The sequence below is a fragment of the Bradyrhizobium zhengyangense genome (assembly GCF_022012555.1).
Taxonomy (GTDB): Bacteria; Pseudomonadota; Alphaproteobacteria; order Rhizobiales; family Xanthobacteraceae; genus Bradyrhizobium; species Bradyrhizobium zhengyangense.
The window spans coordinates 17,021-31,232 of sequence record NZ_JAKLTZ010000032.1; the positions used below are offsets into that span (position 1 = coordinate 17,021).

8 protein-coding genes and 1 pseudogene are annotated in these 14,212 nt (G+C 57.4%); 7 read left to right on the top strand and 2 right to left on the bottom strand.

Features of this window, described 5'->3' with window-relative positions:
* Window positions 1-26 precede the first annotated feature (26 nt).
* From L6639_RS41030 to L6639_RS41055, 5 genes and pseudogenes are all read left to right on the top strand, one after another.
* Entirely contained in the window at window positions 27-1,055 is a 1,029-nt protein-coding gene (locus L6639_RS41030) for a nodulation protein NodZ (protein ID WP_128929909.1), read from the top strand.
* Window positions 1,056-1,701: 646 nt separating this feature from the next.
* Window positions 1,702-2,772 carry a GDP-mannose 4,6-dehydratase gene (gene gmd / locus L6639_RS41035; RefSeq protein ID WP_128929910.1) on the top strand — a complete coding sequence of 357 codons (1,071 nt, stop codon included), beginning with the start codon at window positions 1,702-1,704 and terminating at the stop codon, window positions 2,770-2,772.
* Window positions 2,753-3,702 (top strand): annotated as a pseudogene (locus L6639_RS41040) (GDP-L-fucose synthase family protein). Before gmd ends, L6639_RS41040 begins: the two are co-directional and overlap by 20 nt.
* Before the next feature lie 1,364 nt (window positions 3,703-5,066).
* A complete protein-coding gene (gene nifA / locus L6639_RS41050) occupies window positions 5,067-6,782 on the top strand; it encodes a nif-specific transcriptional activator NifA (protein WP_128929911.1) in 1,716 nt (571 codons plus the stop codon).
* Between the two features lie 1,466 nt (window positions 6,783-8,248).
* A complete protein-coding gene (locus L6639_RS41055; RefSeq protein ID WP_128929913.1) occupies window positions 8,249-8,632 on the top strand; it encodes a hypothetical protein in 384 nt (127 codons plus the stop codon).
* Window positions 8,633-8,904: 272 nt separating this feature from the next.
* On the opposite strand, the gene L6639_RS41060 is transcribed toward L6639_RS41055, so the two are convergent.
* A complete protein-coding gene (locus tag L6639_RS41060; protein ID WP_128929914.1) occupies window positions 8,905-9,516 on the bottom strand; it encodes a hypothetical protein in 612 nt (203 codons plus the stop codon).
* Window positions 9,517-11,158: 1,642 nt separating this feature from the next.
* Between L6639_RS41060 and L6639_RS41065 the strand changes: the two genes are divergently transcribed.
* On the top strand, window positions 11,159-12,268 hold the full coding sequence (locus L6639_RS41065; protein WP_232995663.1) for a glycoside hydrolase family 28 protein: 1,110 nt from the start codon (window positions 11,159-11,161) through the stop codon (window positions 12,266-12,268).
* 213 nt (window positions 12,269-12,481) lie between these two features.
* Here L6639_RS41065 and L6639_RS41070 read toward each other — a convergent pair whose 3' ends face one another.
* A complete protein-coding gene (locus L6639_RS41070; RefSeq protein WP_128930193.1) occupies window positions 12,482-13,456 on the bottom strand; it encodes a pectinesterase family protein in 975 nt (324 codons plus the stop codon).
* Window positions 13,457-13,718: 262 nt separating this feature from the next.
* Between L6639_RS41070 and L6639_RS41075 the strand changes: the two genes are divergently transcribed.
* The gene (locus L6639_RS41075) at window positions 13,719-14,030 is read left to right on the top strand and encodes a transposase (protein WP_128929916.1); all 312 of its coding nucleotides are present in this window, start codon (window positions 13,719-13,721) and stop codon (window positions 14,028-14,030) included.
* Window positions 14,031-14,212 lie beyond the last annotated feature (182 nt).

Here is a 14,212-nt window from a genome sequence, read left to right on the forward strand (position 1 = left end):
TCAACTGCCGGAGCAATGGATTCAAGATGACTCATCAACAGCGCTTCGTCATTTCCAGGCGTCGCACCGGTTTCGGCGATTGCTTATGGTCGCTCGCGTCAGCCTGGCAATACTCCAAGCGAACAGGGCGCACTTTGGTCATTGACTGGCGCGGATCTTGCTATCTCTCTGACCCCTTTACAAACGCCTTCAGCGTGTTCTTTGAGCCGCTCGACAACATCTCGGGCGTACCCGTTATCTGCGACGATAAGATCAATCAACTCTGCTTTCCTGGGCCGTTTTTTCCACATTGGTGGAACAGGCCTGCAATTGACGGCGTTTACCGGTCGGATGACCAAATTTTCCACGAGCGTGATGAGCTGCGCAGGTTGTTGGTAACGTCAAGGGATATCCAGGCGAATACTATCGTTTGTGACGCTTGCTTAATGTGGGGCTGTGATCAGGAGGCCGAGCGCAACATATTCCAAAGCATCACACCACGCCAGGAGATCAGGCGTCGCATCGACGATGTTTACCATCGAGCGTTTGAGGGGCACGATGTAATCGGGATACACGTTCGGCACGGGAACGGTGAAGATACTATGGGTCATAGGCCTTATTGGACCGACCCACGAGTCGCTATGGAGCAGGTATGCGCTGCAGTTGAACGGGCAAAAGCATTGCATCATACACGACCGACAAGGCTCTTTTTGTGCACTGACAGTCCCAGCGTCGCTGATCACCTTTCGGCTGTCTATTCTGAGCTCTTCAGCATTCCCAAACGCTTCCGAGCGAACGATGCTGGCCCGCTGCACACTGCAGATCTTGGAGTCGAGGGCGGATTCGCTGCTCTCGTGGAAATGTACCTCCTGGCCTACTGCCATACCGTTATCCGATTTCCGTCGACAAGTGCTTTCTCGCGCTACGCAAGCCTAGTCGTCCCCCAAGTAATCGAATTTAGCTTGGACGATCCAAGCCACTTGATCTTAGCCGAAAGGTCATCCGCCGAGCACGCGCCAGATGCGCGCTCTCTCGCCGGTCCTCACGAGCGGCGGCCAGCGAAGCCGGCCTTTTGATGCTTGCCACAGGACGTCAAGCCCCACCAGCGCCAAGAAAGGCTTAAATGAGCCTAGCACTTACTTCAGCAGTCACCAGGTACAACGCCTCGGTGCCATATCTGGACATCGGTTCGAAGCCATCCAATGGACTCCGCGCGAAGCGAGGGTGCGACACTGCTGTCGTAATGTCTCACCGACCTATGCCGTTCTCCGACGGAGCCGGCTCGGTTCGTATCCCAAGCACCTTGTTTGGTGAAGGCGAGTGCTGCGGATGAAGGTGCGGCGGGAGTAGATTTCTCAAATGAGTTACCGATGCCCATACCTGGAGATAAGGTGGTCACACATTGTGCTGGACCTCTCTATGCACACGAGGGAAGGGCGCCGAGCTCACCTCGCGCGGGTTGATGCCGGATGCAGGCCTCCCAGGATCGTTAATTCAGGCCCCAACGTACTTGGTATTCCTTGCTGCTTTCACCACACAGCGCCTTGCCAACTTCTCCACGGCTGAGAGATGGTGGAGCCAGGGCGCGCCGCCACACTTCCCCGGAATATGAGCACTAGCGCCATAGTAGGTTGACCACGCCGGACGATATGTCAGAGGGACAGGCTTCGGCCGTTGCTGGAAGTCGGTAGGCCCCTGAGGCATTTGGGAGCATTTGTGAATATGGCTGAGCGCGTCGCTCTCATCACCGGCGTAACCGGGCAAGACGGGGCTTATCTCGCCGACTATCTACTGTCGCTCGGCTATGTTGTGCACGGCATCAAGCGCCGCTCGTCCTCGTTCAACACAGCGCGCGTCGATCACCTTTACCAGGATCCGCATGTCGGCAAGGTCCCGTTCCTGATGCATTACGGCGACATGACGGATTCGACCAATCTGATCCGCCTGATACAGCAAATCCGGCCGACTGAGATCTACAATCTCGCCGCCCAAAGCCATGTTGCCGTCAGCTTCGAGAGCCCGGAATATACCGCTAATGCGGACGCAATCGGGGTGCTGCGCCTCCTGGAAGCAGTCCGCATTCTTGGAATGGAGAGGCACACGCGGTTCTATCAGGCTTCGACCTCGGAGCTTTATGGCCTGGTGCAGGAGATTCCGCAGAAGGAGACGACCGCATTCTATCCACGCTCGCCTTATGGCGTCGCAAAGCTGTATGGCTACTGGATTACGGTAAACTACCGCGAAGCCTATGGCATGTTCGCCTCCAACGGTATTCTGTTCAACCATGAGAGCCCGATCCGTGGCGAGACCTTCGTGACCCGCAAGATCACGCGTGCCGTCGCGCGCATCGAGGTCGGCCTGGAAGATGCGCTCTATCTTGGCAATCTCGAAGCCAAGCGGGATTGGGGCCATGCCCGCGACTATGTGGCGGGCATGCATTTGATCCTGCAGGCCGATAAGCCAGACGACTTCGTGCTTGCCACCGGAGAGATGCATTCCGTGCGGGAGATGGTCGAGCTGGCCTTCGCGCAGGTCGGCCGCCGCATCGAATGGCGGGGCGTGGGCGTCGAGGAAACCGGCCTCGACGCTAGAAGCGGCAAGACCGTGGTCCGCATCGATCCGACCTATTTTCGCCCCACCGAGGTTGATCTTTTGGTCGGCGATGCCAGCAAGGCGCGCACCAAGCTCGGGTGGAAGCCAAAGCGGAGCTTTGTCCAACTGGTTCAGGAAATGATGGCGAGTGATCTGGCCGAAGCAAAACGGGACGCCGACAATGGCAGCCACTTCCTTTGAGCTGAAGGTCACACGCGTCTACGTCGCCGGTCATCGCGGCATGGTCGGCAGCGTGCTGGCGCGCCGGCTCGCGCAGGAGGAGGTTGAACTTGTGACTGTCGACCGGCACGGTCGACCTCTGCAACCAGGCCGCCGTATTCGACTGGTTCGCAAAGAAGACGCCGCAAGTCGTTTTTCCTTGCCGCGGCCAAAGTCAGCGGTATCCTCGCCAACAATACGCGGCGCGCTGAGTTCATCTACGATAATATTGCCATCGCGCCGAACGTGACCCATGGCGCGCATCTGAATAGCGCCGAGAAGCTGATGTTTCTTGGCTCCTCCTGCATCTATCCGAAGCTGGCGCCACAGCCGCTTCGCGAGGACTCACAGGCCAGCTGGAGCCGACCAATGAGCCCTACGCCATGCAAAGATCGCCGGGATCAAGATGGCCGAGGCCTATCGCAGCCAGTATGGCAGCGACTTCGTCAGTGTAATGCCGACTACTCTGTACGGCCTTGGCAACAATTGTCATCCAGAATACAGCCACGTCGTAGCCGCGCTGATCCGGCGCTTTCACGAAGCGACGCTTGCCGGCGCGAAAAACGTTGTGGTCAGGGACACCGGCTTGCCACGCGCAAATTCCTTTATGTCGACGACATGGCGAATGCCTGCCTCCGTTTGATGAAGCGCTATTCTGAGTCCGAGCTCGTCAATATCGGGAGCGGCGAGGACATCATCATCGCCGAGTTCTCCCGCCTCGTCGCCGAGGTCATCGGTTATCGAGGCGAGATCAGCTTCGACACCTCGCGTCCCGGCGGCATGCCACGCAAGCTGCTCGATCTCCGCCGCCTTGACAAGCTCGGCTAGCGGGCGACGACGTCGCTTCGCGACGGCTTGATGCGCGCCTATGAATCCTATCAGGCGTTCACTCGGCTCCCGCCGCAAACCTAGATACGATTACCACAAGCAGGAGTTAGCCGCAGGGAGCAGGAACGACATGCCACACGAGGCTGCCACGCGGTCGTGGCGATGATGCTCACGATCATCTAGGCGCTCATTCTATCGCGTGATGCCTGGGTCTCGGTGTCGTTCGACTCGTCCTGCTGTCCCATGACGCACCCCCTCAGGGTGGAACCGCGGACGAGCTCTATCCTGAGACGCCGCTCTGCGATTCGCTTCTTGGCAACGGTAGTAGCAATGAGAGGCGCTCCGTGGTTGCGGACCAACGCGCACCATCGCCTTACACTCCCTCGTTTGACCTTCTCGCCATTGCGACGTGCCGGTTCCAGACTCAACCGCCCTGACGGCCCTCGTCAGCGGACGTTTCGTAATCGGCCATGCTGACATACCGGGCGCCCTCCAGTGGAGACACGGGATCAGTCGCATCAAGCCGTTGAGCGAACACGCGGAGGACCGCGTCACCGGCCGCGCAAAGCGCCTTTGCCCGACCGCCTCACTCTGCCATTTTGCATGCAGCCTGTCAGTAAATCACTCTAGGTCGACGGCACCAATGCTTCGTCAATAGGCCTCCGACCGTGAAACCACCGCTTACGGGCGCGGTGTTGACGGCTCGAGGCGACCGAGTCAGCCGGCCATTGCGAATGCTTCGTCAGCGTCCTGCGAATCCGGCACAGCTTTAAGCGTCGGAGCGACGCGCTGCGGCCAAAGGAGGTCAAGGAGCACGACGACCTCGCAAACCAGTCTGGTGCCTGATTACGTGTCTCGAGCGAAACGTCCCGGCTCCTACAGCTGCCTCTACAGCTGTTACGGCCATTGTTCTCGCGTAAATCACAGTACCCGGACCTCGTCCGAACGCACTTTTGCCCGACTACGGCTGAGCTCGCATGCCGCGCCTCTCGCAGCCCTCCCAATGGGCAGCAGCGCGCTGAAAGCGATTTGCGGTGGCACCTTCATCGGTACACCAGTCCAGGACGAGCGGAGCGAGCTGCATGACCACGACTTTGAAAGAAGTCCGATTGTCACCAATCGGAAATGGCGGCCCTCGCAGCTTCGCCGAACCTGTTCACCTGAGCCTAGATGCTGCCCGCAGTAGGGACCGGCATGGACGACAGACGACCTGCTATCTCTGAAAGCACTCGAGGATCATTTGCATAAGATGCGCCAATATGGCGCACTCCTTGCGTTAAAGGACCTCACATATTCAAACTGGCGACGCTGCACCGGAGCAAATCTCTCGTCCAGGGCTGACTCTTTAATCATGGTTGGCCTTGTCGTCGCTGCACGAAACGTTGTTAGGTCCGCGACAGCGCAGGCGCCACGGCCGGCGTAACAACGATCGGCGGAAACCGGACAATATGACTAGCGACATTTTGTCTTCAACATCACAGTTCAAGTCACCGGGAGCGGAGGCCTCTCGCAGCGACGCTCAATGGGCACACCCGAAAGTGCCTGAGATCCTGCTGCGCATAGCGGAACAACTCGCCGCGCCCTTTCGGCTCGAGCTTCGGCTGGAGGCCGTCGTCGCGTTAATACAGTCTCAGCTTCAGATGCAACATTGTGTGGTCTGTCTGCATGCCGGTCACAACGCTCCGGCGATTGCCGTGGGCGCGGGCTGGACTGAAGGGAGCGATCAGCGTTTTCGACTCCGCCTGCCGCAAGGAGCTGTCGAGCGCGTGCTCAATACGGCCACACCCCTTATAATAACCCCTACGCAACCGAACAATTCCCAGACCACAAGCGATTCAGGTTCATCTGACGCCACGGCACATAGTCGATTGTCGTTCATCGCCGTTCCAATCGCTGTCGAGAGCACGACCGTCGGGGTGCTCTCGGCCGAGCTGTTCCGGGACGGGTCCCCATCGTTAGATCCCAATTCACACGTGACCCTTCTCCTCGCTATCGCGAACATGCTCGGCCACTTTCTGAGGTCATACCTCTCCACGGCCCACGATGACAGCGAGCCGCCTCTTGCGACCGATGGCAACCAGACAACGTTGCCGCAGGATGATCAAGCCGAAGCGGACCGCAACCTAACGCTACCTGGCGTAGTTGGTCGCAGCCCGGCCCTGCGCAAGCTCCTCCGCAAGATCAATGTGGTCGCTAAATCAAATGCAACGATACTCTTGCGAGGCGAGTCCGGTAGCGGAAAAGAGGTTGCTGCACAAGCGATCCACGACCTATCGCCCCGAGCCAACCGCCCATTCGTCAAACTAAACTGTGCGGCATTATCGGAGACTATTTTGGAATCTGAGCTGTTTGGACACGAGAAGGGCGCCTTTACCGGAGCCATCAATTCGCGCAAAGGGCGCTTCGAGCTGGCTGACAAAGGCACGCTGTTTCTCGACGAGATTGGTGAAATCTCACCTTCTTTTCAAGCGAAGCTGCTGCGAGTGCTACAACAGCAGGAATTTGAGAGAGTCGGCGGTACACACACGATAAGAGTTGACGTTCGACTCATAGCAGCGACTAACAAGGATCTAGAGGTCGCCGTTTCGCAGACACAATTTCGCGCGGATCTCTACTACCGTCTGAGCGTCATCCCTTTGCTTGTCCCACCATTGTGTGAGCGCCGCGACGATATTCCGTTGCTCGCTACTGAATTTCTTCGCACGTTCAACTCCGAAAACGAGCGCTCGTTGACTTTCGAACCAAGCGCGTTCGACGTATTGAAAAGTTGCGAATTTCCCGGCAATATTAGGGAGCTTCACAATTGCGTTCAGCGGACTGCCACCATGGCGGCCGGTCCAGCGATTAACAGTCGCGATTTCGCCTGCAAATCCGATGGTTGCTTCTCCGCTCGACTTTGGAAGAGTAAGCAGCCGCTATCGATGCCGTCACAACCGCTGCCGCATACGGGGCCATGCGATGCTTCATCCGAACCCGCTCACGGAACCACGCTCTCGCACCTGCAGGTTACGAGAGGTGAGCGAATAATTGATCGCGAGCACCTTATCGCGGCCATGGAAAGGGCGGGCTGGGTACAGGCGAAAGCAGCACGGCTACTCAAACTGACGTCGCGCCAAATAGGCTACGCACTCAAAAAACACGGAGTCGAGCTAAAGCACTTATAATCACCCTTGACTGCAACCGGGGGATCGTTTGAAAGCACAGGTTCACGCTTCAGCTTACCGGGCCACTAAGGCACGAGCAAATCACACGCAGACTCCGCCGGATGCTTCTCGTAAGATAGACCGCTTTCAAGGCAGAGGCGCAGTTCAACCGATCATCTACACCACGGTGCGCCAGCGACAGCTCACACCGTTGCTCATCTGATGCTTTCGTGTGGCGGCCCACCTTGACTAACCACTTAGCGACTCTGCTCATCTAGCACCCGACCACACTGGTTCAATGAATTCGCTCCGCCAGGCGCCTTTACTTCGACGATACATCAGGCCCCTTAGGCTGGATACTCGCTTGCAATCCGACGCCACGTACATCTCCTGGACACGCTGCTCACCGTGCGTCGAACGCCGGACGTAACCGACCGCGCTACTTAGTGTCAGCCAGCGCCAACACCGTACGACAATCTATATGATCGCCGGCTCACTTTGATACACCACTCGGCCGCTCGCGGGTTGACAGAACCAAGCGGCATTCCGCACTCACACCGGCCACGTTTGACTTCAGACACGAAGTGATTGCGTTCGCATCAGGTATGGCCGCGCTACAGAGCCGAAAGACGTCGGCGATACACGCCTGCTTTTCCTGTTCCGTGGGTAGAGGCCCGCCGGCTTTGGCGTACATGAATGACAACGAGTTTAGCGCGGCAACAATACTAACCGTTAGCATATAGTACTTGAATCTGTCGCTCCAGCAAGATGAGTTGAGCTGCCTTCGACGCATGATATCCTCTCAAGGTAGGTCGGCTTAGGTGGACACGGTGTGCTATAACGTTTGTAGGTCGCAAGTCGACGACTTCGAGTGCTACCGAGAGGGTATGGCTCGAACGGTTGCTTAGTGGGCCATCGTAACCTGATTGAATCCATCTGCACGGACGATGACCATCAATTCATTGATCCCGGTTTATCGACCGCACGGCCAATCCAAACCACGAGCAGCGCCCCTGTTTGTGGAGCCGCCCGATCTGGCTCACGATGCCCGGTACATCGCCCAAAGATAACACCATTGCGGCCTCGCGCGTCTCGTCTCGAACTGCTCATTTGCTTCACATCGTACAATCTCTCGCTGCGTCCGATTCAACCCCTCTCTTAACCAACTGAGCACATTTGTAAGCAGCCGTGCCCGCGCCCCACACTCGCCGCCCCGGTTCAACGAGCCGGCACCTCAGAGAGTTCTCAACGGCCACCATCATTGCCTCGGGAGCTGTATCTCGCAATCAACAGCCAGCACCGGCCACGTTGGCCTGACTATAGCGCCCGCTTTTCGCAATGCCCTTTCGCTCGGACCTACACTTAGATCGGCGCGGGTCGTGGACAGAGCGCACAGCTGATCCGTTGGATCTGCGCAGGATCTTCTTGATTCTCTCGTTACGTCACGTTGTACGCATCATTCGCCGAATTGCGAAAGGGACACTTCGATGCTTCAGCAGAAATTCACGTTCATCGGGAGCACGCGATCGCGTCAACTTCCATCGCCACTCTCCATTGATCGGCGTGCTTACAACTCAGGTGGGCACGAGCCACGTTCTGACAGTGTGCGCGAGGAGGCGCAGTACGTCTGGCAATTGTGCCTTTCCCCTCAAGAGCGGATAACGTACATTCGAAACAATCGCTCGTATTTTGCTTTTGACAGCTATCGAGAGATGATCGAGGTTGTCCGCGGCCGTCGCTTCAGCGGTTGCGCGCCGCAACTTGTGAATTGGCGCCGCCGATTCAGAGCGGGAGTATGGCGCTTCGCCGCACTGTACTGCCTTGCGACATGGATATTTATTTTTTTTGCTCTCCGCTTGCTTCTCTCCTGATGGCAATACTGCGAGGTTTCCGATCCATAGACCATGAGCGGGCGTACGGCCGTCCGCTCTGAAGCGATTCTCCAGAGAGCCAGGGAGGAGGCGGCGATCCAACATGCGCAGCACCGGAGCGCAGAAAGGTTGTCTGCCCGCTACGACACTATGCGATTGCAACCCGCCCTGCCCAGTCGACTAACAGAAAACGTCAAAGCCGAGCACATCGGCATCTCCTCACAACGCGAGCAATCGCGGCTGCGCTACTTCGGAAACGATGTTAGGTACAGTCACATCTCTTCGGCGGCGGCAGCAATCGCAGCGACGCACTTGATGAAACGATTAAACTCGACTTTGGTTTCAGATGTCCGGCCGAGGATAAGTTTAGCTATATCTGTTCTATGGCATTGCGTCCGCAAACTCGGAGTTAACGCCGATACCGCTTTGTCAAAAAGATGGCCCAATCTCAAGAGCCTTTCCGGCTCATAGATGTCGCTCATTTCTACCGGAGCACGGTTAGCGAAGCGATCCGTCGCCTCAGTAGTGACGCATTTGACTTTGGAAACAATCCCGAGCTGCGCGAGTATGAGTTGATTTGTCAACTCAGTGAGATGGCGGGTTGCTTCGCCTGGCGCTTCACCTCCGCCCACTAACCTGCCAATCTCCGCAACTTGCGCTTCGATATTTTGCCTGAGACGTTCCTGAGAATCGCTCGGGTCAGCCGCATCAGGCGGGTCAGCAAGCGATTCGAGGTGGGGCCGCCGGGAAGGTAAGGGGCTTGTAAACAGTCGCCACCACGACAGATAGTGCCTCAGTTTCGGCAACCACAACGTTAAGGCCTGATCTCCCATGCTGATTTGTTCCGCCGAGGTCGAGTTTCTGGTACTGTTCATCATCATCATCACGTCCACCCGTTATATGGTTCTGTACCAGGACGCGCGCCGTGAGTGAAACGGCTAGTCAGCGTATAACGCACGCCATGCGGCCCCTGCGACCTGAGTACCAGGCTTGATCGACATCAGTGAAATCGATTGTTCTGATAGAGCGCATTCATATTCTGAATTGGTCGGCCGCACTGACATCGAGGCCATGCAGCGAACGCCTCCTCCCACCCGCTCGCGTCTGCCTTTCCCCCAAGACACGCTTTTTGCAAATATGGCAGAACAAATGGTGGTGCAGCATTGCGAGCATGGCCAGCGCTATGCAGTGTTTGGTCCAAGGCGCTCTACGGACGCAGGGAGCGGCGCTGGCCGTAGCTCTGATCCGCCGCAATCGCATTCGAGCGATTAGGGCCGTAACCTCCTGTCCGCGCCAACGTAACTCGTCACGATCTCTCGATCGCTCCGAACCTGATCGCGCTCGACTTCACCACCACAGCTCCACACCGGCTCTGGCTGGCTGACATCACCTATATCCCGCCTGTCGAGTGCCGGCTGTATCGCGCCGCCATCACCGACCGGTTCGGCCGCAAGATGGTCGATCGGCCCATGTGCTATCACATGCGGGCTAACTCCCCTGTGCTGTGATAACGACGATCCGCCAGCAGCCTCTGACGGACTGATCCATGATTGAGGTCGGAGCGAGCAGTACGTTCCACATATCGCGTGCGGAGCCCTGCGGCTGCGGGCTGTACCCGATCGACGCGCCACAAGGGCGACTGCTTCTACAATGCTTTGATGGAGAGCTTGTCCACCACCCTGCCGAGCTCGTTCACGATCGTCAGGAGGAGACTCGTGCCGATGCACCGCGTGTATATCTCCGCGTTCGTTCGTGACTGCTACATTCCCGCCCGGCTCCATTCCACCATCGGATCGCCCCTCCGATCATCGCCTCAAAAGCCAAAGTGGCTACGATCCATCATTTAAATGGGCCCCATCCAAACACTCAATTTTACTAAGCTCGGACAAACGCGCATACGCGAGACGGGCATTCGACAAGCTGCGCGGGGCGCGACCCAGCTGTTTTCTGATCGGTCACTTGAGGGACTTCGATGCAAGCCAATTGCGTAAATAGGTCGTACCCTCCGGGTGACTGCGACGGGCAGACCGGAAGACAAAGGCAAATACGGTCATAGTATGCGGACGTAGCAGTACATTCGGATGGCTAAATGACCCGCCAGCGATTTCGTTCGACTCCGGGAATAGGGAGACGTCTGCGGTCGTCGCTTTCCACCAGCGCACTTCCGCCGGATGGCCATCCGTTTCACCACGCGGCAATTGCACCCGCATCTACAGGTTACGAGACTTGCACAGCCGTAGCGACCGCCCGCACTTGCCTGCCTATGAAACCAATGGAGTGGCAATGGCCGCCCGTTTCCGCTACCTAGCCGCAGTTTTCATACTTGCGGTCGGGCTGCTTTCCGCCGCGTCTCAGGCAAAGGATCGCCGCAATGTTCGCGAACCGGCCGCGCCTAAAGGGGTATGCGCGCGCCTAGACCCGTCAGGTGGAAATGACACTGCCAGATTGCAAGCCGCCATAGACCATTGCGTCCCAAGCGCCGCCGTATATCTAGGCCCAGGGCCGTTCCTTTCGGGTCCAATCGAAATGAAGTCCGGCACAACACTGTGGCTCGCTGGGGGCGCGATACTGACGGCTGTAGCCGACCCAAAAGCATACCAAAAGAGCTCGGGAAGCTGTGGCCACATCGATCGGAGCGGTGATGGCTGTCGGCCCCTCATCAGTTTCACGAAGACTAAAGGCGGCGGTCTCTATGGATACGGTACAATAGACGGCGGAGGCGGGACCTTGATGGCGGGCACGGCTGAGACTTGGTGGCAACTGGCCCGTCGTGCACAAAGTGAGGGCGCAAAACAAAACGCGCCTCGATTGATCCAAATGGACCGTGCTGAGGACGTCTCTGTTCATGGCATCACCTTGCGCAACGCAGCAAACTTTCACATTGCGATGAGCCACGTGGAACGTGCTACCATCTGGGCGGTCATCATTGATACACCCGCTGATGCCCGCAATACCGACGGAATAGACCCAGCCGCAAGCGAGGATGTGACGATAATCCACTCCTTTATCCGCACCGGAGACGACAATATCGCGATCAAGGCTGGCACAAGCGGCCCTGCACGCCACATTTCCATTTTAGACAACCAATTCGGCTGGGGGCACGGCATGTCGATTGGTAGCGAACTGAATTCCGGTGTCAGTGACGTGCTGGTTCGCAACCTGACCTTGGACGGCACGACATTTGGTCTGCGCATTAAAAGCGATCCCAGCCGAGGCGGCTTAGTTGAGCGGGTTAATTACGAGAATATATGTATGAGAAATAACAAATGGCCCATACACTTCGACACGCGCTACGGCCCCTTCGCTGGCAATAACTTGCCACTTTATCAACAGATCGTCCTAAGGCACGTCTATGGGACTGATGGTACGCTCGTAATGCGAGGCTTTGATCAACAGCATCCGCTCGATATTGCGATGGAAGATGTGCGCTTTTCTCCCCGCGCAACTTGGCAAGTGGAGAATGCAACAGTGACCGCGGTCAATGTATTTCCATCTCCGCCAGGTGCCGCCGCTACTCCACATTACGGCGCATCGAACCCGTGCGTAGTTGCCTTCCGCCCGTTCCCTGAAGCCACCAGTAGCAAAAACGGTGGCATTGAGCGCGACCCTCGGGCCGCAGCTCCAATCGATCGCTGACGATCACAAAGGATTGGCCGGTGTAAAAGCCGGATTGCATGGTTGCGGTCAGCTTCGTACCCGCCGTGCTTGGTACGCAACTCGCACCAGTGCTTCCTGATACTCACGCTCCCACACAGATGGTCCCAATTCGGGCCCGCCAAGACAGCCCGTCTGCAGGCCTGTCGCTAATCGGCACCGGCGCGCTGCTATTGCGGGCACTCCCGCTGCGTTCTATCGCGCTTGCGGGATCCAGCTCGTATCGTGCGAGAAGAATGTCTGGAGCGACCATTGCATTGCCTCCCGATCGCTTAGCTGGCGCGCATATCTTTCTCTTCCTCTAGGATCGGCACCAGTACCGGAGGATCTGTATTCAGCATAGTAGGCGTTCATTAAGCGGCGGCTCTTGCCCGGGTCCCATTCCACCCACCCCTCAGCCATGACCGGCGCATTAATCTGCGACGATAAGAAGATCACCGCAGCATAGGGACGCCATGGACGCCCAAGAGCAATGTCGCGCGCGCCCTTGTCGGCTGTCAGCGTGCAATGATCAAACACAAAGGCGCTGTCTTCGTCCGGGAAGGCTCTGCTTTGTGCGGTATAGACGACTGCGTGGTTTGCAACACCGTGTAGCTCACATTGCCTAAAGTAGGCCTTGGCGTTACCAAATATAAAATCGATATGGCCTTCGACGTAGCAGTTTACGAAGAACTGACGACTGGCGTTCCTGTTCGGCCCCTTGTTGACAAACAATGTGTCTTGCGCACCAAGTATTCTGACGTTTGCAAAAACATCCTTGTCGCCGGTGACAGAAAGTGCCACTGCCTGAGATGCTGGATTGCCCGAATTGGCAGAATAGTCGTTCCAAACAGTCAGATTTTCGAGCCGGAAGTTATCGCCCGACGCATCTAAGGTCGCGGAACGGACAGTCCCACCCGCAGTGACGGCGCTATCACCGTAGACAATCACCGCTTCATCCGGCCCACCACCGGCGCCCTTGATATTGACATTGGGTTTCGTCACTCTAACCTTTCCGCGATAGGTACCCGGCGCGACTACTATACTTCCACCAGCCTGAGGTAGCGCGTCTACCGCGTCTTGTATTGACCTATACGCGCCCTTTTCAGATAACGATACCTTCAGTTGCTCGGCATCGCCTGAGCGAACACTCGCAATCGTTGCCATTAATGCGACGACGCACAACACCATCTTCAACTCGATCTCCTCCTGTTTTGGCTTGCGGTGGGGCTTGATTATCCGCTTGCCTGGAATAGCGCAATGACACTGCTCGCGACCACTCTCCCAACCGGCTGAGCTACTCGTCGAACATGGCCGCGCGTATGTGGCGCACTTTAGATTCACGTGACTAGCTAGTCATCTGGAACGCAAGTTCGTCACATTAGTTGATAGCTGAACTTCCTCCCGAATGAGTGGACACCTGTAGTAGGCTCGTTGAGCCTGGAGGTGTTGAATGGAACGTGCACGACGGTCGTTTACTGAAGAGTACAAGCGCGAGGCGGCAGGATTGGTGGTGTCGAGCGGCCGCTCGATCGGGTCGGTCGCCAAGGAGCTCGGTCTGCGCGACTCAGTGCTGCGGCGCTGGGTCGATAAGCTCCGGCGCGAGCCGGCATCGGCGGCGTGGCGCCCCACCACGCAGGCGACGCCGATGTCGGCGGACCAGGCTTCGGAACTCGCCTTGCTGCGCCAGGAGAACGAGCGGCTGCGGATGGAACGCGACATTTTAAAAAACTGTCCAGCGTCGTGGCGCGCCTGCGCGGGATAGAAACAGCCTTGTGCTATCATTTAGCTCGGAGGGTAGCGGCCGGAGAGTGGTGACGCCGTTTCGACGGCGATCCCGATTAGGAAGATGACAAATTGGCATAGCCCAGACCCTCCAGCCCATCATCGGACGGAGGAGTTGCGATGCCTAACAGGACAACCGACCGCGGCCCGGACCTAAAGCTG

Excerpts from the sequence above, each read along its gene's own strand:
- L6639_RS41060 (WP_128929914.1), bottom strand. The coding sequence starts at position 9,516 with ATGATGATGATGAACAGTACCAGAAACTCGACCTCGGCGGAACAAATC.
- L6639_RS41030 (WP_128929909.1), top strand. The coding sequence starts at position 27 with ATGACTCATCAACAGCGCTTCGTCATTTCCAGGCGTCGCACCGGTTTC.
- L6639_RS41075 (WP_128929916.1), top strand. The coding sequence starts at position 13,719 with ATGGAACGTGCACGACGGTCGTTTACTGAAGAGTACAAGCGCGAGGCG.
- L6639_RS41070 (WP_128930193.1), bottom strand. The coding sequence starts at position 13,456 with ATGGTGTTGTGCGTCGTCGCATTAATGGCAACGATTGCGAGTGTTCGC.
- nifA (WP_128929911.1), top strand. The coding sequence starts at position 5,067 with ATGACTAGCGACATTTTGTCTTCAACATCACAGTTCAAGTCACCGGGA.
- L6639_RS41065 (WP_232995663.1), top strand. The coding sequence starts at position 11,159 with ATGAAGTCCGGCACAACACTGTGGCTCGCTGGGGGCGCGATACTGACG.
- L6639_RS41055 (WP_128929913.1), top strand. The coding sequence starts at position 8,249 with ATGCTTCAGCAGAAATTCACGTTCATCGGGAGCACGCGATCGCGTCAA.
- gmd (WP_128929910.1), top strand. The coding sequence starts at position 1,702 with ATGGCTGAGCGCGTCGCTCTCATCACCGGCGTAACCGGGCAAGACGGG.